This is a genomic window from Streptomyces telluris (assembly GCF_024519335.1).
GTDB lineage: Bacteria > Actinomycetota > Actinomycetes > Streptomycetales > Streptomycetaceae > Streptomyces > Streptomyces telluris.
Genome location: NZ_JANIID010000002.1, coordinates 349009 through 375436, shown reverse-complemented (window position 1 = coordinate 375436; position 26428 = coordinate 349009). Strand labels below are relative to the sequence as shown.

Below are 26428 nucleotides of genomic sequence, written 5' to 3'. Positions count from 1 at the left end.
GGGTGGGGGCACACCGTCAGGTCGTGCCCACCTGTCCCGCCCCGCGGGACGATTGCCCACAACCGTGTGCGGGACGATGGCAAGCCCGCCGCAGGCGACACGCATCGTGCGCCTCCCGTGCGCCCTATGTCGCCGCAGAACCTTCCTTCGATAGGCTGTACTCACTCCGCCCCGTCGCAGACCGCCGCCGTGACCCACGGCATCGCCGTCGCGGCCCTTGCGGACGTTGCACGCCCCACCAAGGCCAGACCAAGGAGAGTCATCGAGCGATGGCCGGTCCCGCGTTCCGCGCCGCCGCTGTCCGCGTGCGCACCCCTGCCACCAGCGCAAACCTCGGCCCCGGCTTCGACGCCCTGGGTCTTGCGCTGGGGCTCTACGACGACGTCGTGGTCCGGGTGGCCGAATCCGGGCTGCACATCGACATCGCCGGGGAGGGCGCCGACACCCTCCCGCGCGACGAGAGCCATCTCCTCGTAAGGGCCCTGCGCACGGCCTTCGACCTGCTCGGCGGCCAGCCGCGCGGCCTGGAGGTCGTCTGCGCCAACCGCATCCCGCACGGCCGCGGCCTGGGCTCCTCCTCGGCCGCCATCTGCGCGGGGATAGTCGCGGCCCGCGCCGTGACCATAGGCGGGGCCGAGAAGCTCGACGACGCGGCGCTGCTCGAGCTGGCCACCGAGATCGAGGGACACCCCGACAACGTCGCCGCGTGCCTGATGGGCGGTTTCACCCTGGCGTGGATGGACGCCGGAGTGGCGCGGGCCATTCGGATGGACCCTGCGGATTCCATCGTTCCGGTGGTCTTCGTGCCGTCCCGGCCGGTGCTGACCGAGACCGCACGCGGGCTGCTGCCGCGCAGCGTCCCCCATGTGGACGCAGCGGCCAACGCCGGCCGGGCCGCCCTGCTGGTCGAGGCGCTGACCAGGCGCCCCGAGCTGCTGCTGGCGGCCACGGAGGACCGGCTCCACCAGGAGTACCGCGCCCCGGCGATGCCGGAGAGCGTGGCCCTGGTCAACCGACTGCGCGCGGACGGCGTCCCCGCGGTCATCTCCGGCGCGGGACCCACGGTCCTCGCGCTGGTCGAGAGCAGTGCGGCCGACAAGGTCGCACGACTGGCGGGCGAGGGGTGGGCGGCCAACCGGCTGGCTCTCGACGCCGGGGGGACGAGCGTGCTGCCGCTCGCCTGACAGCGGAAATCCGGGCGAAATCCGGCCCCGCGAAAAATAGCGGTTGCCGGTCTTGGAGAGGGGGAATGTTTGTGGGATCCGGTAGTGTTAACCTCAAGTCTGCACTCGACGCCACATCGGCTCGGTGCTCTGTGTCCCGATCAGGGGCCGCTTTTCTTCCGGGAGCCTCCCAAACTGCCTGAGCAGCCTGCCTGAGCAGCTTCGAGCACGCTCCGGAATCGGCGTGGGTGACATGAGTGAAGCCGATACTCCATGTCTTCACCTCATTCTTCACGCCGGACCAATGAACTGATTCTTCCGCCGTACCAGCCGTACCGGCGGACCACCGCCCCGGCCCGGTCCGCAAACCGCCAGACCGTAGCCGGACAGCACAACCGGTCGCCGAGCCAGACAGGCCGACGCCCGCTCCAGGGAAGGACCCCTTCGTGAGCGACACCACCGATCTGATGGGCGTGAACGCCGGCGCCACCGGCAATGCCTCCGCGCCCGCCACGGACGCTCCCGCCGCGCCTGCCACCGGTGCTGCCACCGCCCCCAAGCGGCGCCGCTCGGGCACGGGCCTCGACGCCATGGTCCTGGCCGAGCTCCAGCAGCTCGCCTCGAGCCTCGGCATCAAGGGCACCGCGCGGATGCGTAAAGGCCAGCTGATCGAGGTCATCAAGGAGAGGCAGGCCGGCTCCTCCGCCGCGCCCGCCAAGGCCGAGGCGGCCGAGGCCGCCGAGACCAAGCCGAAGCGCCGCGCCACCTCCAAGGCCCGTACGGGTGAGGCGGCCGAGAAGGCCGAGGCCAAGCCCGCCGAGAAGGCGGTCGCCGCGCAGCAGCAGATCGAGATCCCGGGCCAGCCGGGCAGCGACGAGCAGCCGGCCGCCGAGCGCCGCCGCCGCCGGGCCACCGCGCCCGCCGGCAGCCCCGAGGGCACCGAGGTCAAGACCGAGGCCCGCGCCGAGGAGCGCACCGAGGCCAAGGCCGAGACCGCGCTGGACACTGTCGAGGGCAAGGCCGCCAAGGGCGACCGCCAGGACCGCGGCGAGCGCGGCCAGAAGGGCGACCGCCGTGAGCGCGGCGAGCGCGGCGACCGCCAGGACCGCGGCGAGCGCGGCCAGCGCGACCGCCGTGAGCGCGGCAACCGCGGCGACGACGCCCAGCAGGGCGCCGGCCGCCAGCAGCGCGACGGCCGCGGCGCGCCCCAGGGCGCCCAGGGCGGCCCGCAGGACGAGGACGACTTCGAGGGTGGCCGCCGCGGCCGCCGCGGCCGCTACCGCGACCGCCGTGGCCGCCGTGGCCGCGACGACTTCGGCAACGAGCCGCAGGTCTCCGAGGACGACGTCCTGATCCCCGTCGCGGGCATCCTCGACATCCTCGACAACTACGCGTTCATCCGTACCTCCGGTTACCTGCCGGGCCCGAACGACGTCTACGTCTCCCTCGCCCAGGTCCGCAAGAACGGCCTGCGCAAGGGTGACCACGTCACCGGTGCGGTGCGGCAGCCGAAGGACGGCGAGCGGCGCGAGAAGTTCAACGCCCTTGTCCGCCTTGACTCGGCCAACGGCATGTCGGCCGAATCCGGCCGCGGGCGCCCCGAGTTCAACAAGCTCACCCCCCTCTACCCGCAGGACCGCCTGCGGTTGGAGACCGACCCGGGCGTGCTGACGACCCGGATCATCGATCTGGTCGCCCCCATCGGCAAGGGCCAGCGCGGTCTGATCGTGGCCCCGCCGAAGACCGGTAAGACCATGATCATGCAGGCGATCGCCAACGCGATCACCACCAACAACCCCGAGTGCCACCTGATGGTCGTCCTGGTCGACGAGCGTCCGGAAGAGGTCACCGACATGCAGCGGTCGGTCAAGGGCGAGGTCATCTCCTCGACCTTCGACCGCCCGGCCGAGGACCACACCACCGTCGCCGAGCTGGCCATCGAGCGCGCCAAGCGCCTCGTGGAGCTGGGTCACGACGTGGTCGTCCTGCTGGACTCGATCACCCGTCTGGGCCGCGCCTACAACCTGGCCGCCCCGGCCTCGGGCCGCATCCTGTCCGGTGGTGTCGACTCGACCGCGCTCTACCCGCCGAAGAAGTTCTTCGGTGCCGCGCGCAACATCGAGGACGGCGGCTCGCTGACCATCCTGGCCACCGCGCTGGTCGAGACCGGCTCGCGCATGGACGAGGTGATCTTCGAGGAGTTCAAGGGCACCGGCAACATGGAGCTCAAGCTCGACCGGAAGCTCGCCGACAAGCGCATCTTCCCCGCCGTCGACGTGGACCCCTCGGGTACGCGCAAGGAGGAGATCCTCCTCGGCGGCGAGGAGCTGGCGATCGTCTGGAAGCTGCGCCGGGTGCTGCACGCGCTCGACTCGCAGCAGGCCATCGAGCTGCTCCTCGACAAGATGAAGCAGACCAAGTCGAACGCCGAGTTCCTGATGCAGATCGCGAAGACCACGCCCTCCTCGGGCAACGGCAACGACTGATCCGCGTCCGCGGCTCCCGGAGGCCCCTCGTCACCTCGGTGGCGGGGGGCCTCCGTCGTGATCTTCCCGTGACATTCTGAGATCTGCGCCACAGGCGCGCGGCTTCCCGCCGGCCGGAATCATTGCCTCATATTTGTCCGAAATCGCAGGTGGCGAGGGGTAGTAGTGATCGCCGGCCGCTCCGCCCGGAGGAGCATTTCTAAGACAGTCCTCAGAAAACGCTGTGCAACCCTGTCGCAGACTTCCCCGTCAATCAGCGCAGGGGGGACAAGCCGGGGCGACGCCCGGGGACCGTGGAGGACTGAGGAGCGCATGGCCGACGAGAGCATGGGCACGGCAGCGGGTTCGCACCGCCGCCGTGCCGGCGGGACCCGTGGCCGGCGCCGCAAGGCCCGTCCCCGCCGCAAGGGCTGGCGAATAGCCGCCTGGACGACCGCCGGTGTGGTCCTCGCGGGCGGCGCCGGGGCGGGGTTCCTCTACTACAAGTTCAACGGGAACCTCAGCAGCGTCGACATCAACGCGGCCCTGGGCAAGAACCGGCCGGACGACGTCGACAACGGCTCGCAGGACATCCTCGTCCTCGGCTCCGACTCCCGGGCCGGCGACAACGGCAAGTACGGCAGGGACGAGGGCAGCTCCCGCTCCGACACGGCGATGATCGTGCACGTCTACGCGGGTCACAAGAAGGCCAGCATCGTCTCGATCCCGCGCGACACCATCGTCGCCCGCCCCGAGTGCAGGACCCCCGAGGGGAAGACGAGCCCCGCGGTCAAGCGCGGGCAGTTCAACGAGGCGTACTCCATCGGGGGCGCGGTCTGCGCGGTCAAGACCGTCGAGGCGATGACGCGGATCCGCATGGACCACTACCTGGAGGTCGACTTCGCCGGCTTCCGGAAGCTCATCGACAAGCTGGGCGGCGTGGAGGTCACCACCACCAAGGCCATCCACGACAAGTCGAGCCACCTCGACCTCGAGGCCGGCACCCACAAGCTCAACGGCGAGCAGTCCCTGGGCCTCGTCCGCACCCGCAAGGCCGTCGGCGACGGCAGCGACCTCGGCCGGATCAAGCTCCAGCAGGCGTTCATCAAGGCGCTGCTGGACCAGGTCAAGCAGGTCGGCCTGTTCACCAGCCCCACCAAGCTCTACGGGATCGCCGACACCGCCACCAAGGCGCTCACCACCGACCGCGAGCTGGCCTCGGTCGACAAGCTGTACTCCTTCGCCAACGGCCTCAAGGGCATCGGCTCCGGCGACATGCACATGGTGACGCTGCCGGTGGGCGACGACCCCGCCGACCGCAACCGGGTGATCCCGCTGACGGAGGCGAGCGAGCAGATCTGGACCGCGCTCCGCGCGGACCGGCCCATTCCGGAGTCGGCCGTCCAGGACGGCGCGGGCGCCAAGACGGGCGCCGAGGACGTCGTCAAGTGATCCTCGGCGCCGGACGGCACTCCGCCGGACGGCCGCCGCACCCCCGCTGACCAGGCACCGGACCCCTTGGGAATAACGGGCCGCGACCTCCCGTTTTGGGGGATGCGGCCAGTACTGGCAAACTGGTCCGTCGGCCCCGGTTCACGTAAGGCAATCCCGCCTCTACGACCCGGAGCCCTCCCGAACCTAGGAGAACCCCTTGAAGCGCGACATCCACCCGGAGTACGTCGAGACCCAGGTCAGCTGCACCTGTGGCGCCTCGTTCACCACGCGTAGCACCGTCAACGACGGCACCATCCGTGCCGACGTGTGCTCCGAGTGCCACCCGTTCTACACGGGCAAGCAGAAGATCCTCGACACCGGTGGCCGCGTGGCCCGCTTCGAGGCCCGCTTCGGCAAGGCCGCCGCTGCCAAGAAGTAGCGACCCGCAGGCGCCGGTCCTCGGCCGCCCTCCCGTATGCGAGGGCGACCGGACCGGCGCTTTGTCGTCCAGCAGGCCCGTCACTTCCAGCAGCTAGGGAAACCCCATGTTCGAGGCAGTCGAGGAACTGATCGGCGAGCACGCCGACCTCGAGAAGCGGCTCGCCGACCCCGCCGTGCACGCGGACCAGGCCAACGCCCGCAAGCTCAACAAGCGCTACGCCGAGCTGACGCCGATCGTCGGGACCTACCGCTCCTGGAAGCAGGCCGGGGACGACATCGAGACCGCTCGCGAGTTCGCCGCCGACGACCCCGACTTCGCCGCCGAGGTCAAGGACCTGGAGAAGCAGCGCGAGGAGCTCACCGAGAAGCTCCGCCTGCTCCTCGTCCCGCGCGACCCCAGCGACGACAAGGACGTCATCCTCGAGATCAAGGCCGGTGCGGGTGGCGACGAGTCCGCGCTGTTCGCCGGCGACCTGCTGCGCATGTACCTGCGCTACGCCGAGCGCGTCGGCTGGAAGACCGAGATCATCGACTCCACCGAGTCCGAGCTCGGCGGCTACAAGGACGTCCAGGTCGCGGTGAAGACCAAGGGCGGCAACGGCGCCACCGAGCCCGGCCAGGGCGTGTGGGCCCGGCTGAAGTACGAGGGCGGCGTCCACCGCGTCCAGCGCGTGCCGGCCACCGAGTCCCAGGGCCGCATCCACACCTCCGCCGCCGGCGTGCTCGTCACGCCCGAGGCCGAGGAGGTCGACGTCGAGATCAACATGAACGATCTGCGCATCGACGTCTACCGCTCCTCCGGCCCCGGCGGCCAGTCCGTCAACACCACCGACTCCGCGGTCCGCATCACCCACCTGCCGACCGGCGTCGTCGCCTCCTGCCAGAACGAGAAGAGCCAGCTCCAGAACAAGGAGCAGGCCCTGCGCATCCTGCGCTCGCGGCTGCTCGCCGCGGCCCAGGAGAAGGCCGAGGCCGAGGCCGCCGACGCCCGCCGCAGCCAGGTGCGCACCGTCGACCGCTCCGAGAAGATCCGGACGTACAACTTCCCGGAAAACCGCATCTCGGACCACCGCGTCGGCTTCAAGGCGTACAACTTGGACCAGGTGCTCGACGGCGAGCTGGACCCGATGATCCAGGCGTGCGTGGACGCCGACTCCGCCGCCAAGCTCGCCGCCGCGGGCTGACGCAGACCGCAAGCCCGTCCGCGACCGCAGGAACGGCCCCGCCCCGGGGCCGTCCCCAGGCCGGGGACGACGATACGAAGACGCGAGAGGACCACTGTGAATCTGCTGCTCGCCGAAGTGGCGCAAGCCACTCAGCGGCTGGCCGACGCCGGCGTACCTTCTCCGCGCTTCGACGCGGAGGAGCTCGCCGCCTTCGTGCACGGCGTCAAGCGGGGTGAGCTGCACCAGGTCGCGGACGCCGACTTCGACGCCCGCTACTGGGAGGCCGTCGCCCGCCGCGAGGCCCGGGAGCCGCTCCAGCACATCACCGGCCGCGCCTTCTTCCGCTACCTGGAGCTCCAGGTCGGCCCCGGCGTCTTCGTCCCCCGCCCCGAGACCGAGTCGGTCGTCGGCTGGGCCATAGACGCCGTACGGGCCATGGACGTCGTCGAGCCCCTGATCGTCGACCTGTGCACGGGCTCGGGCGCCATCGCCCTCGCCCTCGCCCAGGAGGTGCCCCGCTCGCGCGTGCACGCCGTCGAGCTGGACGAGACCGCCCTCGGCTGGGCCCGCAAGAACGTCGAGGGCTCCCGCGTGACCCTCCACCACGGCGACGCCCTCACCGCGCTGCCCGAGCTCGACGGCCAGGTCGACCTCGTCGTCAGCAACCCGCCGTACATCCCGCTCACCGAATGGGAGTACGTCGCCCCCGAGGCCCGCGACCACGACCCGCAGCTCGCCCTGTTCTCCGGCGAGGACGGCCTCGACACCATCCGCGGCATCGAGCGCACCGCCCACCGGCTGCTGCGCCCGGGCGGCGTCGTCGTCATCGAGCACGCCGACACCCAGGGCGGCCAGGTCCCGTGGATCTTCACGGAGGAGCGCGGCTGGGCCGACGCCGCCGACCACCCCGACCTGAACAACCGCCCCCGCTTCGCCACCGCGCGGAAGGCGATGCCGTGACGACGGCACCCCTGACATCTGCCCTGTTCACCCCGTACGAGGAGGTCCGTTAATGGCACGGCGATACGACTGCAGCGACGCGACCGACCGCAAGACCGGCCTGCGCGAGGCCGTCGCCGCGGTGCGCCGCGGTGAGCTGGTCGTGCTGCCCACCGACACCGTGTACGGCATCGGTGCGGACGCCTTCAGCCGCGAGGCCGTCGGCGATCTCCTGCAGGCCAAGGGCCGCGGCCGCGGCATGCCCTCGCCCGTCCTCGTCGGCTCCCCGAACACCCTGCACGGCCTCGTCACGGACTTCTCCGAGCAGGCCTGGGAGCTCGTCGACGCCTTCTGGCCCGGCGCGCTCACCCTCGTCGCCAACCACCAGCCGTCCCTGACCTGGGACCTGGGCGAGACCCGCGGCACCGTCGCCGTCCGGATGCCGCTGCACCCGGTCGCCATCGAGCTGCTCACCGAGTTCGGCCCGATGGCCGTCTCCAGCGCCAACCTCACCGGCCACCCGGCGCCGCAGGACTGCGACGCCGCCCAGGAGATGCTCGGCGACTCCGTCTCCGTCTACCTCGACGGCGGCCCCACCCCCGCCGACGTGCCGTCCTCCATCGTGGACGTCACCGGCAAGGTCCCCGTGCTGCTGCGCGCCGGTGCGATCAGCGCCGAGCAGCTGCGCGAGGTGGTACCCGACCTCGAGGTGGCGAATTGATCGCCCCGCAGGGGCGTGGCATAGCGGGACCGGACACGGCGGCCAAGGCCGACACCTTCCGCATCCTCCACGTCAGCACCGGCAACGTCTGCCGCTCGCCCATCACCGAGCGGCTGACCCGCCATGCCCTCACCGACCGGCTCGGCGACCCCTTCGCGGGCGGCCTGGTCGTGGAGAGCGCCGGCACCTGGGGCCACGAGGGGGCGCCGATGGAGGCGCACGCCGCCACGGTCCTCGCCGACCTCGGCGCCGACCCGGACGGATTCACCGGCCGCGAGCTGCTCGACGAGCACGTCATCCGCGCCGACCTGGTCCTGACCGCCACCCGCGACCACCGCGCCCAGGTCATCTCCATGGGCCACTCGGCCGGGCTGCGCACCTTCACGCTGAAGGAGTTCACCCGGCTGGTGCGGGCCATAGACCCCGCGACCCTCCCGGACCCCGAGCGGGCCGGCGGCGTGGTCGAGCGGGCCCGCGCCCTGGTGCAGGCTGCCGCCGCCCTGCGCGGCTGGCTCCTCGCCCCGAACGCGGAGGCCGACGAGGTCCACGACCCCTACGGCGCCCCCATCACCTTCTTCCGCTCCATCGGCGACGAGATCAACCAGGCCCTCGACCCGGTCCTCACCGCACTCACCGGGCGCTCCGCCCGGTCCTGACCGCCTGCGCCGGCGCGGGCGCGGGCCTACATTGGGTGGCACAACCGCATCTTCCGATGCCCCGTGCACCACCGAGGTCCGGAGCGCGCGCCATGCCGGTCACCGCAGCAGCACCCCACACCCACTGGAGTCCCGACTTCGACGCGCTGCGCCGCCAGGACCCGGAGCTGGCGGGCCTGGTGCTCGCCGAGATCGAGCGGCAGTCCACGGGCCTCCAGCTGATCGCCGCCGAGAACTTCACCTCGCCCGCCGTCCTCGCGGCCCTCGGCTCCCCGCTCGCCAACAAGTACGCCGAGGGCTATCCCGGCGCCCGCCACCACGGCGGCTGCGAGCTGGTCGACCTCGCCGAGCGCATCGCCGCCGACCGCGCCAAGGCCCTCTTCGGCGCCGAGCACGCCAACGTCCAGCCCCACTCCGGCTCCGCCGCGGTGCTCGCCGGCTACGCCGCCCTGCTGCGCCCGGGCGACAAGGTGCTGGCCATGGGCCTGCGGCACGGCGGGCACCTCACGCACGGCTCGCCCGCGAACTTCTCCGGCCGCTGGTTCGACTTCACCGGCTACGGCGTGCGCCGCGACACCGGCCTGATCGACTACGACGAGGTCCGGGCGCTGGCCCGCGAGCACCGGCCCCGGGCGATCGTCTGCGGCTCGATCTCCTACCCGCGCCACCCCGACTACGCGGCCTTCCGGGAGATCGCCGACGAGACGGGCGCGTACCTGATCGTGGACGCAGCCCACCCCATCGGGCTGGTCGCCGGGGGAGCGGCGCCGAACCCCGTGCCGTACGCCGACGTGGTGTGCGCGACCACCCACAAGGTGCTGCGCGGCCCGCGCGGCGGCATGATCCTCTGCCGTGCGGAGCTCGCGGGCCGGGTCGACCGCGCGGTCTTCCCGTTCTCCCAGGGCGGCGCGCAGATGCACACCGTCGCGGCGAAGGCGGTGGCCTTCGGGGAGGCGGCGACGCCGGCCTTCACCGCGTACGCCCATCAGGTGGTGGCCAACGCTCGCGCCCTTGCCGCCGTCCTGGCCTCTGAGGGCCTCGCTGTGGCCACGGGCGGCACCGATACGCACATCATCACCGCCGACGTCTCCGGGCTCGCCCAGGAGGCCGCCACGGCCCGCGGCCGGCTCGCCGCCGCGGGCATCGTCCTGGACGTCTGCGGACTGCCCCACGGCGCGGCGCACGGCCTGCGGCTGGGCACCGCCGCCGTGACGACGCAGGGCATGCGGGAGCCGGAGATGGCCCGGATCGGCGCGCTGATCGGGGCGGCGCTGCGGGGCGCGGGGCAGGGCGGGGGCCTGCGCGGGGAGGTCGCCCGGCTCGCGGCGGGCTTCCCGCTCTACGCTCCTTATCCCGCGCACATCTGACGGCTGCAACCATCGCGGGTGGCCGTACGTCTACAGCTGTATTCACGGATCGGGGGCGGACGCGAATATGGTGTGGGGCTGTGATGTCCAGCGCGACCTCTGGGGCAGCCCGTGCGTGAATACCTGCTGACGCTGTGCGTCACCGCGGCAGTCACCTATCTGCTGACGGGACCGGTGCGGAAGTTCGCGATCGTGGCCGGCGCGATGCCGGAGATCCGCGCCCGCGACGTGCACCGGGAACCGACGCCGCGGCTCGGCGGTATCGCGATGTTCGGCGGCCTGTGCGCGGGCCTGCTGGTGGCGGCCCACCTGTCGAACCTGGGCAAGGTCTTCGAGCTGCACAGCGAGCCGCGGGCGCTGCTGTCGGGCGCCGGGCTGATCTGGATCCTCGGCGTGCTGGACGACAAGTGGGGCGTGGACGCCCTGGTCAAGCTGGGCGGCCAGATGATCGCCGCCGGTGTGATGGTGCTCCAGGGCCTGACGATCCTGTGGATCCCGGTGCCCGGCGTGGGCACGGTCGGGCTCACCCCCATGCAGGGCACGCTGCTGACGGTCGCCCTCGTGGTCATCACCATCAACGCGGTCAATTTCGTCGACGGCCTGGACGGCCTGGCCTCCGGAATGGTGTGCATCGCCGCCGCCGCGTTCTTCCTGTACGCCTACCGCCTGTGGTTCGGCCACAACGTGGAGGCGGCCGCGCCCGCGACGCTGTTCGCCGCGATCCTGATGGGCATGTGCCTGGGATTCCTCCCGCACAATATGCACCCTGCACGTATCTTTATGGGCGATTCGGGCTCGATGCTCATCGGCCTCGTGCTCGCGGCGGGCGCCATCTCCATCACCGGCCAGGTCGACCCCGATGTGCTCAATGCATTCACGGGCGGTTCGGAGCGCGCGGTCGTGCACGCCACGGTGCCGGTCTACATCCCGCTGCTGCTGCCGCTGACGGTGATCGCGGTGCCCGTCGCGGATCTTCTGCTCGCCATCGTGCGGCGCACCTGGAACGGGCAGTCGCCGTTCGCCGCGGACCGCGGTCACCTGCACCACCGGCTGCTGGAAATCGGCCATTCGCACAGCCGTGCGGTTCTGATCATGTATTTCTGGTCGGGGCTCATCGCCTTCGGCACGGTCGCCTATTCCGTGCACTCGGCGAGCACCTGGATCCTGCTGCTGATCGTCGCGCTCAGCGCGGCCGGTCTCGTCCTCCTGCTGCTGCCGCGCTTCAAGCCGCGCGCCCCCCGCTGGGCCGAGGCGTTCGTGCCGCCGCGCTACCGCCGCCGCAAGGTGACCGCCGCGGAGCCGGAGGCGGCCGCCGCGGAGCCCGCGGCGGAGGCCGTGCCGGCCGGTGCGGAGCCCGCGGAGCCGGGGGAGGAGCGCGAGCCCGTGCCGGCCGGGGTGCACGGGGCCACGGCCATCGGCGACCGTTCGCGCTTCGCGCACGCCCGGAGGATCAGCAGCAACGGCTGACACCATCCGGAGGCATCCATTCCGGGGTTCGGGGGAGGCATCCGGGCGAAAATGCGAGTCGGTGTCTCTATCAGAGATCTTTCGCCTCGTCAGCGCTATGACCAGCGACGTGACCCTTGCGTGTGACGTCGGGCACACGATGTAGGTAAAGACCTCATCAAATAGTTTGTGATACCGTTCACGAAACCCGGTGCTGGAGCCGAAGGACCGTAGTGCGGCGGTCCTCCGTCGCAAGTCGCGAGCATTTCCGGGGATACGCTCGTCCACGACGAATCGTTGCTTCCGACCTCATCGCCGGAGAAACCCTTCATGCAGTCCAACGACGCCCGAACACTCTTCCAGTGCGCCGTCCCGACCGCCGTGGCCGGCATCGTCGCCGCCGCCGTGAGCGGTGTGCTCGCCGGCGGCAAGGGTGCGGTCGGCGCCGTCGTCGGCACCCTCGTGGCGGGCGGCGTGATGGCCATGGGCCTGTTCGTTCTCCAGCGCACGGCGAAGTCCTTCCCGCACCTGTTCCAGGCCATGGGTCTGGTGCTCTATGTGACACAGTTCCTGATCTCCGCGGTCGTTCTCGCGGCCTTCCGGGACACGTCGCTGTTCAACACCCGGGCGTTCGCCTTCGCGCTGCTCGGCGCGGTCCTCGTGTGGACTGCCGCGCAGACCCGGGCGTATCTGAAGGCCAAGATCCTTTATGTCGATCCGGAATCCGTCGAGGCGAAGAAGTCCGCGCCCGCCGGGTCTCCGACGTGACCGGTAGGGCCGCGATAAAGGTGCCGACGCTCACCTGCTATCGTCCGGTGCCATCTGAGGCACAGTGGGCGCAGGCAGCTGAACACCCGAGTTTCCCGGGACGGAATCGGCAGTCCATGCAGCTGATGCCCGCGACCGGCCCCGCGCCGATCACCCGCCCCCCCATCCGCAAGACCAGTCCAGTGCCGTTCCGCGGCTGTGCGCCGCGCCGACACAACGAGGTTGCCGTACCTATGCGCCACGCTGAAGGAGCTCGCGGTGAGTGCTGACCAGATGCTCGCCTTCGAGACCGATTGCCACATCTTCGATGGGTGCGGCTTCCCAGCCCCGGGCCTCCACTCGTTCCTGTTCGAGCCGCTCTTCACCGTCGGCGGCATCGAGTTCAACAAGCCCATGCTGCTGGCCGTGCTGACGACGGTCATCGTCATCGGCTTCTTCTGGGCGGCCTTCGGCCGGGCCAAGGTGGTCCCCGGCAAGCTGCAGATGGTCGGTGAGGCGGGCTACGACTTCGTGCGCCGCGGCATCGTCTACGACTCGCTCGGCAAGAAGGAGGGCGAGAAGTACGTCCCCTTCATGGTCTCGCTGTTCTTCTTCGTCTGGATCATGAACCTCTGGTCGATCATTCCGGTCGCCCAGTTCCCGGTGACGTCGATCATCGCCTTCCCGGCGGCGCTCGCCCTGATCGTCTACGTCCTGTGGATGTACCTGACGTTCAAGAAGCACGGCTTCGTCGGCGGCCTGAAGAACATCGTCGGCTACGACAAGTCGCTCGGCCCGATCCTCCCGCTCGCCGTGGTCCTCGAGTTCTTCTCGAACGTGATCATCCGGCCCTTCACCCACGCGGTGCGGCTCTTCGCCAACATGTTCGCCGGTCACCTGCTGATCCTGATGTTCACCATCGCCAGCTGGTACCTGCTGAACGGGATCGGCATCGCCTACGCCGGTGTCTCCTTCGTGATGACCATCGTGATGACCGCCTTCGAGCTGTTCATCCAGGCCGTCCAGGCGTACGTCTTCGTGCTGCTGGCCACCAACTACGTCCAGGGCGCGCTCGCAGAGCACCACTGAGCACCCCCGCTCCCCAGACCAACAGTCGTCCGGTGGCCAACCCCCACCGGTTCGTGAAAGAGAAGGAAGAACGAGCATGTCTGCTGCTCTCCAGACCATCGCCGCTGGTGTCGAGATCAAGGGCAACCTCGGCTCGATCGGCTACGGCCTCGCCGCGATCGGCCCCGGCGTCGGCGTCGGCATCGTCTTCGGTAACGGCACCCAGGCCCTGGCCCGCCAGCCCGAGGCCGCCGGCCTGATCCGCGCCAACCAGATCCTCGGCTTCGCCTTCTGTGAGGCGCTCGCCCTGATCGGTCTGGTCATGCCGTTCGTCTACCCGTCCTCCTGATCACCGTCTGACGACCACTGTTTTCGACGGAAGGCATTGATGTGAATCCCCTGGCAGTCCTGGCGAGTGAGGGGGAGCTGGAAAGCCCGCTCCTGCCCCCGCTCCCAGAGCTCGTCATCGGCCTGATCGCCTTCGCCATCGTCTTCATCTTCCTCGGCAAGAAGCTCCTCCCGAAGATCAACTCGACTCTGGACGAGCGCCGCGAGGCCATCGAAGGCGGCATGGAGAAGGCCGAGGCCGCCCAGGCCGAGGCCCAGCAGGTGCTCGAGGACTACCGGGCCCAGCTCGCCGACGCCCGCCATGAGGCCGCCCGCATGCGCCAGGAGGCGCAGGAGCAGGGCGCGTCGATGATCGTAGAGATGCGGTCCGAGGGTGAGCGTCAGCGCGAGGAGATCATCGCTGCCGGGCACGCCCAGATCGAGGCCGACCGCAAGGCCGCTTCGGCCTCGCTCCGCCAGGACGTGGGCAAGCTCGCCGGCGACCTGGCCGGCCGGATCGTCGGCGAGTCCCTCGCGGACGCGGCCCGGCAGAGCCGGACCATCGACCGCTTCCTCGACGACCTCGAGGCCAAGGCGGCGGCCGGTGCGACGAAGGCAGAGGCGAACCGATGAGTGGAGCGAGCCGGGAGGCGCAGGCCTCCGCACGTGAGCGCCTCGACGCGCTGGCGGACAACACCTCCGTGGATGCGGTGAAGCTCGCCGACGACCTCGCCGCGGTCACCGCGCTGCTGGACCGCGAGGTCTCGCTGCGCCGGGTCCTGACCGACCCCGCCCAGGCGGGCGAGGCCAAGTCCCAGCTGGCCGGGCGTCTGCTCGGCGGCCAGGTGGGCGGCGAGTGCGCCGACCTGGTCTCCGGGATGGTCCGGTCCCGCTGGTCGCGCTCGCGCGACCTGGTGGACGCGATCGAGGAGCTGGCCTCCGGCGCCGAGTTCATCGCCGCCGACCGCGCCGGTGTCCTGGACGACGTCGAGGACGAGCTGTTCCGCTTCGGCCGCATCGTCGCCTCCAGCTCCGAGCTGCGGGCCGCGCTGACGGACAAGGTCGCGAACCGCTCGGCCAAGGCCGGCCTGGTGAGCGAGCTGCTGGGGGGCCGGGCCAATCCGGTCACCGAGCGTCTCGTTGTCCGTCTTGTGGCACAGCCGCGGGGCCGTAGCCTGGAGGCGGGGCTCAACGCCCTCTCCAAGCTGGCCGCGGACCGCCGGGACCGTGTGGTCGCAGTGGTCACCTCCGCGGTGCCGATGAGCGATGCCCAGAAGCAGCGCCTCGGTGACGCGCTCGCCAAGCTGTACGGGCGCCGTGTCCACCTCAACCTGGACATCGACCCCGAGATCATCGGCGGTGTGCAGGTGCGGATCGGCGACGAGGTCATCAACGGCAGCATCGCGGACCGTCTCGCCGAGGCGGACCGTCGGATGACGGCCGGCTGACAGCCACCAACTCAAGAGCATGACTGACGGCCCGAGTTGGGCCGACGGTGTCCTCCGGGGGCCCGCAGCACCGCTGCGGAACCCAGCCTCCGGAGAAGAAATACTTCGGGCCCAACAAGGAGAGCAGGGAACCCAGATGGCGGAGCTCACGATCCGGCCGGAGGAGATCCGGGACGCGCTGGAGAACTTTGTCCAGGCGTACAAGCCGGACGCGGCCTCGCGCGAGGAGGTCGGTACGGTCAGCGTTGCCGGCGACGGCATCGCTAAGGTCGAGGGCCTTCCCTCGGCCATGGCGAACGAGCTGCTGCGGTTCGAGGACGGAACCCTCGGTCTCGCCCTCAACCTCGAGGAGCGCGAGATCGGTGCGGTCGTCCTCGGCGAGTTCAGCGGCATCGAGGAGGGCCAGCCGGTGCAGCGCACCGGTGAGGTGCTCTCCGTCGCGGTCGGCGAGGGCTACCTCGGCCGCGTCGTCGACCCGCTGGGCAACCCGATCGACGGCCTCGGCGAGATCGCGACCGAGGGCCGGCGCGCCCTTGAGCTGCAGGCCCCCACGGTCATGCAGCGCAAGTCGGTCCACGAGCCGATGGAGACCGGCTACAAGGCCGTCGACGCGATGACCCCGGTCGGCCGCGGTCAGCGTCAGCTGATCATCGGTGACCGCCAGACCGGCAAGACCGCGCTGGCCGTCGACACGATCATCAACCAGCGCGACAACTGGCGCACCGGCGACCCGAAGAAGCAGGTCCGCTGCATCTACGTCGCCATCGGCCAGAAGGGCTCGACCATCGCCTCCGTGCGCGCGGCGCTGGAGGAGGCCGGTGCGCTGGAGTACACGACGATCGTCGCGGCCCCCGCGTCCGACCCGGCGGGCTTCAAGTTCCTCGCCCCCTACACCGGCTCGGCCATCGGTCAGCACTGGATGTACCAGGGCAAGCACGTCCTGATCGTCTTCGACGACCTGTCGAAGCAGGCCGACGCCTACCGCGCCGTGTCCCTGCTGCTGCGCCGCCCGCCGGGCCGTGAGGCCTACCCGGGTGACGTCTTCTACCTGCACTCGCGTCTGCTGGAGCGCTGCGCCAAGCTCTCCGACGAGATGGGTTCCGGTTCCATGACCGGTCTGCCGATCGTCGAGACCAAGGCCAACGACGTCTCGGCGTTCATCCCGACCAACGTCATCTCCATCACCGACGGCCAGTGCTTCCTGGAGTCCGACCTGTTCAACGCCGGCCAGCGCCCGGCCCTGAACGTCGGTATCTCGGTCTCCCGTGTCGGTGGCTCCGCCCAGCACAAGGCCATGAAGCAGGTCTCCGGCCGCCTCCGCGTGGACCTCGCCCAGTTCCGTGAGCTGGAGGCGTTCGCCGCCTTCGGCTCCGACCTGGACGCCGCGTCGAAGGCCTCGCTGGAGCGCGGCAAGCGCATGGTCGAGCTGCTGAAGCAGGCCCAGTACGCCCCGTACTCCACCGAGGACCAGGTCGTCTCCATCTGGGCCGGCACCACCGGCAAGATGGACGACGTCCCGGTCGAGGACATCCGCCGCTTCGAGCGCGAGCTGCTGGACTTCCTGCACCGCGAGCACAAGGGCCTGATGACCAGCATCGTCGAGGGCGGCAAGATGTCCGACGACACGCTGCAGGCCGTGGGCGACGCGATCGCGTCCTTCAAGCAGCAGTTCGAGACCTCGGACGGCAAGCTGCTGGGCGAGGGCTGAGCATGGGTGCCCAGCTCCGGGTCTACAAGAGGCGGATCAAGTCCGTCTCCGCGACCAAGAAGATCACCAAGGCGATGGAGATGATCGCCGCCTCGCGCATCGTCAAGGCACAGCGCCAGGTGGCCGCATCCACTCCGTACGCCAGTGAGCTCACCCGGGCAGTGACCGCGGTTGCCACCGGCTCCACCACCAAGCACGCCCTGACCACCGAGGCGGAGAACCCGGTCCGGGCCGCGGTGCTGCTCGTCACGAGCGACCGCGGTCTGGCCGGCGGCTACTCCTCCAACGCCATCAAGGCGGCGGAGCGGCTCACCGAGCGGCTCAAGGCCGAGGGCAAGGACGTCGTCACGTACATCGTCGGCCGCAAGGGCGTCGCGTACTACGGCTTCCGCGAGCGCCCGGTGGCGGAGTCCTGGACCGGCTTCACCGACAGCCCGACCTACGCCGACGCCAAGCGCATCGCGGGTCCGCTGATCGAGGCCGTTCAGCAGGACACGGCCGAGGGCGGCGTGGACGAGCTGCACATCGTCTTCACCGAGTTCGTCTCGATGATGACGCAGACGCCGGTCGACAACCGCCTGCTGCCGCTGAGCCTGGAGAAGGCCCCGGCGGAGCAGGAGGCTGCCGCGCCGGGCCGGATCCTGCCGCTGTTCGACTTCGAGCCGTCGGCCGAAGGGGTCCTCGACGCACTGCTGCCGCGGTACGTGGAGTCCCGGATCTACAACGCGCTGCTGCAGGCAGCGGCTTCCGAGCACGCCGCCCGTCGTCGTGCGATGAAGTCCGCCACCGACAACGCAGAAGAGCTCATCAAGTCGCTCACGCGGCTTGCCAATGCGGCCCGACAGGCCGACATCACCCAGGAAATCAGCGAGATCGTCGGTGGCGCCAGCGCCCTGGCCGACGCGACCGCGGGGAGTGACAACTAATGACGACCACTGTTGAGACGGCCGCCGCCACGGGCCGCGTCGCGCGGGTCATCGGCCCCGTCGTCGACGTGGAGTTCCCCGTCGACGCGATGCCGGAGATCTACAACGCTCTGCACGTCGAGGTCGACGACCCGGCCGAGGAGGGCGGTCGCAAGACCCTGACCCTCGAGGTCGCCCAGCACCTGGGCGAGGGCCTGGTCCGCTCCATCTCGATGCAGCCCACCGACGGTCTGGTCCGCCAGGCCCCGGTGACCAACACCGGCACGGGCATCACCGTCCCCGTCGGTGACGTGACCAAGGGCAAGGTGTTCAACACCCTGGGCCAGGTCCTCAACGAGGACCCGTCCACGGTCGCCGACGCCGAGCGCTGGTCCATCCACCGCAAGGCCCCGGCCTTCGACCAGCTCGAGTCCAAGACCGAGATGTTCGAGACCGGCCTGAAGGTCGTCGACCTGCTGACCCCGTACGTCAAGGGCGGCAAGATCGGTCTGTTCGGTGGTGCCGGTGTCGGCAAGACCGTGCTGATCCAGGAAATGATCATGCGTGTGGCCAAGCTGCACGAGGGCGTTTCCGTCTTCGCCGGTGTCGGTGAGCGCACCCGTGAGGGCAACGACCTCATGGTCGAGATGGAGGAGGCCGGCGTTCTCGACAAGACCGCGCTGGTCTTCGGTCAGATGGACGAGCCCCCGGGCACCCGTCTGCGCGTCGCCCTGGCCGGTCTGACCATGGCGGAGTACTTCCGCGATGTGCAGAAGCAGGACGTGCTGTTCTTCATCGACAACATCTTCCGCTTCACCCAGGCCGGTTCCGAGGTCTCCACCCTGCTGGGCCGCATGCCCTCCGCGGTGGGTTACCAGCCGAACCTCGCGGACGAGATGGGCATCCTGCAGGAGCGCATCACCTCGACCCGTGGTCACTCGATCACCTCGATGCAGGCGATCTACGTCCCCGCGGACGACCTGACCGACCCGGCCCCGGCGACGACCTTCGCCCACCTGGACGCCACGACCGTTCTGTCGCGTCCGATCTCGGAGAAGGGCATCTACCCGGCGGTGGACCCGCTGGACTCGACGTCCCGCATCCTGGACCCGCGCTACATCGCGCAGGACCACTACGACACCGCCTCGCGGGTCAAGGGGATCCTGCAGAAGTACAAGGACCTCCAGGACATCATCGCGATCCTCGGTATCGACGAGCTCGGCGAGGAGGACAAGCTCGTTGTCCACCGCGCCCGCCGTGTCGAGCGCTTCCTGTCGCAGAACACCCACGCGGCGAAGCAGTTCACCGGTGTCGACGGCTCCGACGTCCCGCTGGACGAGTCCATCGCGGCGTTCAACGCCATCTGCGACGGTGAGTACGACCACTTCCCCGAGCAGGCCTTCTTCATGTGCGGTGGTCTCGAGGACCTGAAGAAGAACGCCAAGGAGCTGGGCGTCTCCTGAGCCTCGTGCTCACCAGCTGCCGGGGGCGGGGCGCTCCCGCCCCCGGCAGCCACGTCCCCTATTCTTTGACCCAACACCTGCCGTGCCCGGCAGGTGAAGACCCGAGGAGCCACGTTGGCTGCTGAGCTGCACGTCGAGCTGGTCGCGGCGGACCGAAGCGTCTGGTCCGGCGAGGCCACTCTGGTCATCGCGCGTACCACATCGGGCGACATCGGCGTCATGCCCGGCCACCAGCCGCTGCTCGGTGTGCTGGAGTCCGGCCCGGTGACCATCAGGACCGCCGACGGCAACGTCGTCGCCGCGGTGCACGGTGGGTTCATCTCGTTCGCGGACGACAAGCTCTCGCTGCTCGCCGAGATCGCGGAGCTTGCCGACGAGATCGACGTCAAGCGTGCGGAGCGGGCGCTCGAGCGCGCCAAGTCGGCGGCGGACGCCGCCGCCGAGCGGCGCGCCGACGTCCGGCTGCGTGCGGTCGCGGGCGTTCACTAGCCCACGGCCCACTGAGTTCGTCCCTCAGCCGCGGACCGCACTGGAACACTCCAGGGCGGTCCGCGGCTGAGGCAATACAAGCCCGTTGCTCTAGATGTTGCGAGGAGGTCGGTGGAGATGGTCCTCGCTCTGCTCGTGAGCGGCGTCGTCGTCCTGCTGGTGCTGGTGGGGCTCTTCGTCTTCGGGCTGCGGAGGCGCCTGATCCAGCGCTCCGGCGGTACGTTCGACTGCAGTCTGCGCTGGAACGTCCCGGAGAAGGACCCCACGCCGGACGGCAAGGGCTGGGTGTACGGCGTCGCCCGCTACAACAGTGACCGGATCGAGTGGTTCCGGGTCTTCTCGTACGCGCCGCGGCCCCGGAGGCTGCTGGAGCGCGCTTCCATCGAGGTGCTGGAGCGGCGGTCGCCCCTCGGCGACGAGGAGCTCGCGCTGCTGTCCGACGCGGTCGTGCTGATCTGTGTGCACCAGGGGACGCGCCTGGAGCTGGCGATGAGCGAGGACGCCCTCACCGGTTTTCTCGCCTGGCTGGAGGCCGCCCCTCCCGGCCAGCGGGTGAACGTGGCTTAGCTTCCTGTGGCCTCGATCGCCGGCCGGGCTTGACATATCAAGCCCGGCCGGCGATTTTGCCCGTCAGGAACGCAAGCCGTTGTCCACGGCCGTCATCAGCGTTCCGCTGTCACCCGACATCTCCCAGATCATCACGCCGCCCAGGCCCTTCGGCTTGAGCCAGGACGTCTTCTTGCTGATCGACCAGACGTCGTCGAACGTCCACCACTGCCCGTTGTTGCCGGTGTAGCCGTACGTGGCGACCGACTGCTCGTCGTGGTGGACGGTGAGGCCCGCGACGGACGCGATCAGGTTGTCGTAGCCGCGCGTCCCCGACTCCTCCGGGAACTGGCCGGGTGCCGCCCCGTTCGCCGTCTGCCAGACGCCGCGCTCGCCGCCGTCGGCGACCTGCTGCCAGCCGCGCCCGTAGAAGGCCAGCCCGAGCACGACCTTCTTGGGGTCGACCCCGGCGTCGAGGTAGGTCTGGACGGTCTTCTCGACGCTGAACTTCGTCGTGTACGGGTCCTTGGCGTCCTGGTAGAGGTTCCCCTGGTGGCCGGTGCGCTTGGGTTCCCAGCTGTTGTCGCTGCCGGAGCCGTGGAAGTCGTAGCCCTGGACGTTGGCGAAGTCCATGTAGTCGAAGACGCCGGGCGTGCCGTCCTTGGTGGTGATGTCCCAGCCCGCGTCGATCTTCGCCGGGTCGGCCGGGGTGAAGGCCGTGAGCAGGTACTTCCTGCCGGTCGTCGAGCTCAGGGCGTCGAGCTGGCGGCGGAACTCGGCGAAGAGCAGGGTGTTGTTGGCCTTGTCGTCCTTGGAGACGTGGTTGCCGGCGTGGCCCTCGGCGCCGGGCCACTCCCAGTCGATGTCGAAGCCGTCGAAGATCCCGGCGGCGACGCCCGGGCCGCCGCGCCCGTTGGTGACCGGCAGGTCGCCCTTGATGTACATGTCGATGCAGGACTTGACGAACTTCTGCCGGGAGGCGTCCGTCTTGGCGACGTCCGAGAAGTACTTGCTGTAGGTCCAGCCGCCGATGGACATATTGATCTTGAGGCTGGGGTGCTTGGCCTTGAGCTTCTTCAGCTGGTTGAAGTTGCCGGCCAGCTTCTGGTCCCAGGTGTCGCCGACGCCGTCGACGGATTCGCCCGCGCCGAAGCCCTTCTCGTAATCGGCCCAGGAGTCGCCCGCGCCGTCGCCCTGGCTGGGGTCCTGGGGGTTGGGCGTGGTGGCCTTGGTGACCCCATTGAGACACGTGAGGTCGGTGGGGTGGATATTGGAGAAGGAGTAGTTGATGTGGGTGAGCTTGGCGGCGGCGCCCGTGGTCTCCAGGGACTTCACGGTGTAGCCGCGGCCGTAGATGCCCCACTGCACGAAGTAGCCGACCTTGGCGTAGCCCGCGCCGGGCTGCGGCCCGCCGCCGCCCGTGGTGCGCACGGTCAGCGGCGCGCTGGCCTTGCCGGTCTGGCCCGCGGAGTCCCGGGCGACCACGGTGTAGGTGTAGTCGGTGCCCGTGGTGAGGCCGGTGTCGGTGTGGGCGAGCTTGCCGACCGTGGCGACCTTCGCGGTGCCGCGGTAGACGTCGTAGTTCTTGATGCCCTTGTCGTCGGTGGCGGCGGGCCACTTCAGGGCGACGGAGGTGTCGGTGACCGCGGTCGCCTGCGGGGTGCCGGGGGCGGAGGGCGGCTTGTCGGTGCCGCCGCCGCTGCCCGTGCGCAGGGTGGCGGGCGGGCTCGCCGGGCCGGTCTGGCCGGCCGAGTCGCGGGCGACGACCTTGTACGTGTAGTCGGTGTCGGCGCTGAGTCCGGTGTCGGTGAAGGCGGTGCCGGAGACCGTGCCGACGACGCTGTCGCCGCGGTAGACGTCGTAGTTCTTGACGGCCTTGTCGTCCGTGGCGGCGGCCCACGTCAGCGCGATGCTGTCGGCCGTGACGCCGGTGGAGGAGGGCTGCCCGGGGGCGCTGGGCGGGGTGTCGGCGGAGGAGCCGTCGCAGGGACCGCCGTCGAGCCGGCAGCCCGTGGGGGCGCCGTCACCGGAGCCGACGAAGCCGAAGGTGACGCTCGCGCCGGGGGCGATGGTGCCGTTGTACTCGCGGTTCTTGGCGGTGTGGTGGGAGCCCGAGCTCGTGAGCAGGGCGTCCCAGTAGGCCCCGACCGTGGTGGTGGAGGGGAAGTCCCACTCGACGGTCCAGGCGGTGATGGCCGTGGTGCCGGTGTTCTTGACCGTCCACTCCGCCTGGAAGCCCGTTCCCCAGTCGGAGGTCTTGACGAATGTCGCCGTCGCGGAGGGTGCCGCGTGGGCCGGGGCGGCCGTCAGGCCGACGAGCGCGGTGGCGGGCAGTGCGAGCGTGGCCAGGGCGGCCACCGCTCTTCGTAAGGTGCGGCCGATGCTTCCTGAGGTTCCTGTGCTCAAGGGGGTGCTCCTCGCAGAGAGGTGCGGACAGGTGGGGGGTGCACAGCTGCTCGGGGAGCGTAAGAAGGTCCGTACCAATGGTCAAGAGGACTGGACCAATCCCAACTCCCGGGCCAGCACCGCCGCTTGCACCCTGCTGCGCAGCTCCAGCTTGTTCAGCAACCTGCTGACGTGCGTCTTCACCGTCGCCTCCGCCATGCCCAGACGGCCCGCGATCTCCGCGTTCGACAGCCCCTCGCCCAGCGCCGCCAGCACCTCGCGCTCACGACGGGTCAGCGTCTCCAGCGCCGCGGGCTCCTCGGCGCCCGGCATCCGGCCCTGCGCCGGGCGCGCGAACTCCGCGATCAGGCGGCGCGTCACCGCCGGGGAGATCAGCCCCTCGCCGGCCGCCACCGTCCGCACCGCCGCGATGAGACCGGCGGCGTCGCTGTCCTTGAGCAGGAAGCCCGCCGCGCCCGCGCGCAGCGCCCCGAAGACGTACTCGTCCAGGTCGAACGTGGTCAGCACCAGGACGTCGGCGAGCTGCTCGGCGACCACCTGCCGGGTGGCCGAAACACCGTCCAGGCGCGGCATCTGCACGTCCATCAGCACCAGGTCCGGGCGCAGCTCGCGGGCCAGCCGGACGGCCTCCTCGCCGTCGGCCGCCTCCCCGACGACCTCGACGCCCGGCGCCGAACGCAGGATCAGCACCAGCCCGGAGCGTACGGACGCCTGGTCCTCGGCGACCAGGACGCGGATCCCGGGGGCGTCCGCGGGGGATGTGGTGGTCACGGTGTTCCTTCCTCCGGTACGGGCAGCACCGCCCGCACGCGCCAGCACTTGCCGTCCGGGCCCGCCACCGGGCCCGCCTCGAACTCCCCGTCCAGCAGGGCCACCCGCTCGCCCATGCCGACCAGCCCCGCCCCCGAACCCGGCGCCCGCGGCCCCGGCCCCGCGCCGTAGGCGCTCGTCACCTCCACCGCCAGCCATCCGCGGTCCTCGCGCGCCAGACGCACCGTCACCTCGCCCGGCGCCGCGTGCTTGACCGCGTTGGTCAGCGACTCCTGGACGATGCGGTACGCCGCGAGCTCCGTCGGCGCCGGGAGCGGCACCGGCCCCCGCCCGTCGTCCAGGACGAAGCGGAAGCGGTCGTCGCGGACGGCCTTGCGGGCGTGGGCGAGGAGCGCGTCCACACCGTCGAGACGGGGCGAGGCCGCCGGCTCCTCCTCGCCGCCCGCCTGCCGCAGCAGCCCGATGAGCCGGCGCATTTCGGCCAGGCCCTGCACGCTGTTCTCCCGGATCACGGCGAGCGCCTCCTCCGACGCCTTCGCCTCCCCGATCGACAGCGCCGCCGTGGAGTGGATCGCGATCGCCGACAAGTGGCCCGCGACCATGTCGTGCAGCTCGCGCGCCATCCGGGCGCGCTCGGCGCCCACCGCCTCGCGGCGGTCCAGCTCCGCCAGCAGCGCCGTCCGCTCGGCCTCCAGGCGGGCCGCGCGAGCGTCGTCGCGGTGCCGGCGGATGCCCGCGCCGGTCCACGCCGGCGCGATGATCAGCACCCCGAAGCCGAAGCCGATCAGCAGCGCCTCCGGTGTGCGGATCAGCGCCACGGCCAGCAGCGTCCCCAGCACCGTCAGCACCTCGGTGACGCGGGGGATGCGCCAGGCGACGGACGGGCGGCCGTAGAGCACCGCCGCGTAGACGACGTCCGTGTACATCGCGATCGTCGCGACGAGCGAGCCCGTACAGATGTCGAGGGCGAGCGTGAGCGTGCCCACGGTGAGCGCCGTCAGCGGGGCGCTGCGCCGCAGCAGCTCGGCGCAGCACATGACGCCCAGCGCGACCAGCGACAGCCAGCCGGGCAGCGCGGCCAGCGGCGGGTTGTTGTGCAGGTCCAGCAGCCACAGCGCCAGGCCGCCCAGCAGGCCGGTGGCCGCGATCAGGACGGCGTCGCGGTCGGGACGGCGGGGCAGGCGCAGGGGGCGGTCGGGCATGTGTACATCACAGCATGCGGCGGGAGCCGCCGGGACGCGCTGCGGGAGGGTGCGGCGGGCCGCGCACTACATCGAAGGATGCAGTCCCGAATCGTCACGCGTGACGACGAATCCGCTGGTCACGGCAGGGAGTCTGGAAGGGAGGGAAGGGAGAGAACCGTGATCGTCACGCTGATCGTCGTCTGCGAGGTCGGCTTCTGGGTGCTGCTGGCCGGCGGCCTGAGCCTGCGGTACCTGGCGAAGATGCCGCGGGCGGGGATCGCCGTGCTGCTGCTGGAGCCCGTGCTGGAGCTGGTCCTGCTCATCGCGACCGCGGTCGACCTGAAGAACGGTGCGCAGGCGGGCATGAGGCACGGTCTGGCCGCCGTCTACATCGGCTACTCCGTCGGCCTCGGCCACGCCACGATCAAGTGGGTCGACGTCCGCTTCGCCCACCGCTTCGCGGGCGGCCCGCCGCCGGTGAAGCCGCCGAAGTACGGCGCCGCCCGCACCGCCCACGAGTGGAAGACCGCCGCCCGCTGGATCCTGTCCTGCGCGGTCGCGCTCGGCCTGCTGCAGGCGGCGGTCTGGTACGTCGGGGACGCGGGCGACACCAGCTCGCTGCGGGCATGGCAGACGAAGATGCTGATCGTGGCCGGAATCAACCTGGCCATCGCGGCGAGCTACACCCTCTGGCCGAAGCAGGCGCCGGCCGCGGAGGAGCCGAAGCAGACCCCGAGCCCGGAGGAACTGAAGCGCTGACGCCTCCCCGGGTCCCGGGCCCGCCGCGTGTCAGCGGTTCTCGCCCGGGACCCACAGCACGTCCCCGACCTCCTTGTTCGCCGTCCTCGCGAGAATGAACAAGAGGTCGGAGAGGCGGTTGAGGTAGGTGGCTGTCAGGGGGTTCATGATGTCCGCGTGGAGTTCCATCGCCGCCCAGGTGGAGCGCTCCGCGCGGCGCACGACCGTGCAGGCTTGGTGCAGCAGCGCCGCCCCGGGCGTGCCGCCCGGCAGGATGAAGCTGCGGAGCTTCTCCAGGTCCTCCAGGAAGCGGTCGCAGTCCGCCTCCAGCTTGTCGACGTAGGACTGCTCCACGCGCAGCGGCGGGTACTTGGGGTTCTCGGCGACGGGCGTGGCCAGGTCGGCACCGACGTCGAAGAGGTCGTTCTGGATGCGGACGAGCACCTTCACGATCTCCTCGGGCAGCTGCCCGAGCGCGATCGCCACCCCGATCGCGGCGTTGGCCTCGTTGGCGTCGGCGTAGGCGGCGATGCGGGTGTCGGTCTTCACGGTGCGGCTCATGTCGCCGAGGGCGGTGGTGCCCTTATCACCGGTGCGGGTGTAAATGCGCGTCAGGTTGACCATGGGTACGAGCCTAGCCACGCGGCGGGGGCCTGCCGAGGCCGACGCGCACCGCGCCACCCCTGTGACGTCTGAGGCTGGAGGGGCCCAACTGCAGTGTGGGAACCGGCCAGTGGGCGTCTCGATGTGATGTCCGTCATGTGGGACGTGACGCGCATCTCTAACCGCCCAACCGCGCCGCGACGGGCGCTAAGGTCCGGCGGAGAGTG

The 26428-nt window shown here is 70.5% G+C and carries 25 protein-coding genes; 21 read left to right on the top strand and 4 right to left on the bottom strand.

Going from position 1 to position 26428, the window contains the following annotated elements; genetic code table 11:
* The first annotated feature begins 269 nt into the window (after positions 1-269).
* The 20 genes from thrB (at position 270) to NQU55_RS03595 (ending at position 20520) form a co-directional block, all read left to right on the top strand.
* Positions 270-1184: a homoserine kinase gene (thrB, locus tag NQU55_RS03690; protein ID WP_168091420.1), complete on the top strand. Its 915-nt coding sequence runs from the start codon at positions 270-272 to the stop codon at positions 1182-1184.
* A 425-nt stretch (positions 1185-1609) separates the two neighbouring features.
* Positions 1610-3649, top strand: a complete 2040-nt coding sequence (gene rho / locus NQU55_RS03685) for a transcription termination factor Rho (protein ID WP_168091419.1) — start codon at positions 1610-1612, stop codon at positions 3647-3649.
* 312 nt (positions 3650-3961) lie between these two features.
* Positions 3962-5080 carry an LCP family protein gene (locus tag NQU55_RS03680; RefSeq protein ID WP_168091418.1) on the top strand — a complete coding sequence of 373 codons (1119 nt, stop codon included), beginning with the start codon at positions 3962-3964 and terminating at the stop codon, positions 5078-5080.
* Positions 5081-5279: 199 nt separating this feature from the next.
* Positions 5280-5501, top strand: a complete 222-nt coding sequence (gene rpmE, locus NQU55_RS03675; RefSeq protein WP_168091417.1) for a 50S ribosomal protein L31 — start codon at positions 5280-5282, stop codon at positions 5499-5501.
* 106 nt (positions 5502-5607) lie between these two features.
* A complete protein-coding gene (gene prfA, locus NQU55_RS03670) occupies positions 5608-6687 on the top strand; it encodes a peptide chain release factor 1 (RefSeq protein ID WP_190022139.1) in 1080 nt (359 codons plus the stop codon).
* Positions 6688-6783: 96 nt separating this feature from the next.
* Positions 6784-7629 (top strand): peptide chain release factor N(5)-glutamine methyltransferase, encoded by an 846-nt coding sequence (prmC, locus tag NQU55_RS03665; RefSeq protein WP_058046286.1) that lies wholly within the window; start codon positions 6784-6786, stop codon positions 7627-7629.
* Positions 7630-7681: 52 nt separating this feature from the next.
* The gene (locus NQU55_RS03660) at positions 7682-8329 is read left to right on the top strand and encodes an L-threonylcarbamoyladenylate synthase (protein WP_058046287.1); all 648 of its coding nucleotides are present in this window, start codon (positions 7682-7684) and stop codon (positions 8327-8329) included.
* Positions 8326-8985 carry an arsenate reductase/protein-tyrosine-phosphatase family protein gene (locus tag NQU55_RS03655; protein WP_168096083.1) on the top strand — a complete coding sequence of 220 codons (660 nt, stop codon included), beginning with the start codon at positions 8326-8328 and terminating at the stop codon, positions 8983-8985. Before NQU55_RS03660 ends, NQU55_RS03655 begins: the two co-directional genes overlap by 4 nt.
* Positions 8986-9077: 92 nt before the next feature.
* Positions 9078-10352 carry a serine hydroxymethyltransferase gene (gene glyA, locus NQU55_RS03650; RefSeq protein ID WP_168096082.1) on the top strand — a complete coding sequence of 425 codons (1275 nt, stop codon included), beginning with the start codon at positions 9078-9080 and terminating at the stop codon, positions 10350-10352.
* 111 nt (positions 10353-10463) lie between these two features.
* Positions 10464-11819 (top strand): MraY family glycosyltransferase, encoded by a 1356-nt coding sequence (locus NQU55_RS03645; RefSeq protein ID WP_168096081.1) that lies wholly within the window; start codon positions 10464-10466, stop codon positions 11817-11819.
* Positions 11820-12128: 309 nt separating this feature from the next.
* The gene (locus NQU55_RS03640; RefSeq protein ID WP_168096859.1) at positions 12129-12566 is read left to right on the top strand and encodes a Cg1360 family ATP-synthase-associated protein; all 438 of its coding nucleotides are present in this window, start codon (positions 12129-12131) and stop codon (positions 12564-12566) included.
* 258 nt (positions 12567-12824) lie between these two features.
* Positions 12825-13634 carry a F0F1 ATP synthase subunit A gene (gene atpB / locus NQU55_RS03635; RefSeq protein ID WP_063278443.1) on the top strand — a complete coding sequence of 270 codons (810 nt, stop codon included), beginning with the start codon at positions 12825-12827 and terminating at the stop codon, positions 13632-13634.
* A 76-nt stretch (positions 13635-13710) separates the two neighbouring features.
* The gene (gene atpE, locus NQU55_RS03630) at positions 13711-13962 is read left to right on the top strand and encodes an ATP synthase F0 subunit C (protein ID WP_030367998.1); all 252 of its coding nucleotides are present in this window, start codon (positions 13711-13713) and stop codon (positions 13960-13962) included.
* A 41-nt stretch (positions 13963-14003) separates the two neighbouring features.
* Positions 14004-14573, top strand: coding sequence for a F0F1 ATP synthase subunit B (locus NQU55_RS03625; protein ID WP_256789681.1), 570 nt, complete (start codon positions 14004-14006; stop codon positions 14571-14573).
* On the top strand, positions 14570-15388 hold the full coding sequence (locus NQU55_RS03620) for a F0F1 ATP synthase subunit delta (RefSeq protein ID WP_168096504.1): 819 nt from the start codon (positions 14570-14572) through the stop codon (positions 15386-15388). The genes NQU55_RS03625 and NQU55_RS03620 overlap by 4 nt, the downstream gene beginning before the upstream one ends.
* 136 nt (positions 15389-15524) lie before the next feature.
* Positions 15525-17096: a F0F1 ATP synthase subunit alpha gene (gene atpA / locus NQU55_RS03615; RefSeq protein WP_168096505.1), complete on the top strand. Its 1572-nt coding sequence runs from the start codon at positions 15525-15527 to the stop codon at positions 17094-17096.
* Between the two features lie 2 nt (positions 17097-17098).
* Entirely contained in the window at positions 17099-18022 is a 924-nt protein-coding gene (locus NQU55_RS03610; protein ID WP_256789680.1) for a F0F1 ATP synthase subunit gamma, read from the top strand.
* Complete coding sequence (gene atpD, locus NQU55_RS03605; protein WP_168094839.1) at positions 18022-19464, top strand: F0F1 ATP synthase subunit beta; 1443 nt, start codon at positions 18022-18024, stop codon at positions 19462-19464. The genes NQU55_RS03610 and atpD overlap by 1 nt, the downstream gene beginning before the upstream one ends.
* Positions 19465-19578: 114 nt before the next feature.
* Positions 19579-19953 (top strand): F0F1 ATP synthase subunit epsilon, encoded by a 375-nt coding sequence (locus NQU55_RS03600; RefSeq protein WP_058046298.1) that lies wholly within the window; start codon positions 19579-19581, stop codon positions 19951-19953.
* A gap of 117 nt (positions 19954-20070) precedes the next feature.
* Positions 20071-20520, top strand: a complete 450-nt coding sequence (locus tag NQU55_RS03595) for a DUF2550 domain-containing protein (protein ID WP_168094838.1) — start codon at positions 20071-20073, stop codon at positions 20518-20520.
* A 63-nt stretch (positions 20521-20583) separates the two neighbouring features.
* Here NQU55_RS03595 and NQU55_RS03590 read toward each other — a convergent pair whose 3' ends face one another.
* The 3 genes from NQU55_RS03590 to NQU55_RS03580 all read right to left on the bottom strand — a co-directional run bounded on the left by NQU55_RS03590 (position 20584) and on the right by NQU55_RS03580 (position 24878).
* On the bottom strand, positions 20584-22905 hold the full coding sequence (locus tag NQU55_RS03590; protein WP_168094837.1) for a glycosyl hydrolase family 18 protein: 2322 nt from the start codon (positions 22903-22905) through the stop codon (positions 20584-20586).
* Between the two features lie 81 nt (positions 22906-22986).
* Positions 22987-23676 carry a response regulator gene (locus NQU55_RS03585; RefSeq protein ID WP_256789678.1) on the bottom strand — a complete coding sequence of 230 codons (690 nt, stop codon included), beginning with the start codon at positions 23674-23676 and terminating at the stop codon, positions 22987-22989.
* Positions 23673-24878 (bottom strand): sensor histidine kinase, encoded by a 1206-nt coding sequence (locus NQU55_RS03580; protein ID WP_168094836.1) that lies wholly within the window; start codon positions 24876-24878, stop codon positions 23673-23675. The genes NQU55_RS03585 and NQU55_RS03580 overlap by 4 nt, the downstream gene beginning before the upstream one ends.
* A gap of 159 nt (positions 24879-25037) precedes the next feature.
* Here NQU55_RS03580 and NQU55_RS03575 point away from each other — a divergent pair, with 159 nt between their 5' ends.
* The gene (locus NQU55_RS03575; RefSeq protein WP_256789675.1) at positions 25038-25619 is read left to right on the top strand and encodes a hypothetical protein; all 582 of its coding nucleotides are present in this window, start codon (positions 25038-25040) and stop codon (positions 25617-25619) included.
* 30 nt (positions 25620-25649) lie between these two features.
* Here NQU55_RS03575 and NQU55_RS03570 read toward each other — a convergent pair whose 3' ends face one another.
* Positions 25650-26222 carry a cob(I)yrinic acid a,c-diamide adenosyltransferase gene (locus tag NQU55_RS03570; RefSeq protein WP_256789674.1) on the bottom strand — a complete coding sequence of 191 codons (573 nt, stop codon included), beginning with the start codon at positions 26220-26222 and terminating at the stop codon, positions 25650-25652.
* Positions 26223-26428 lie beyond the last annotated feature (206 nt).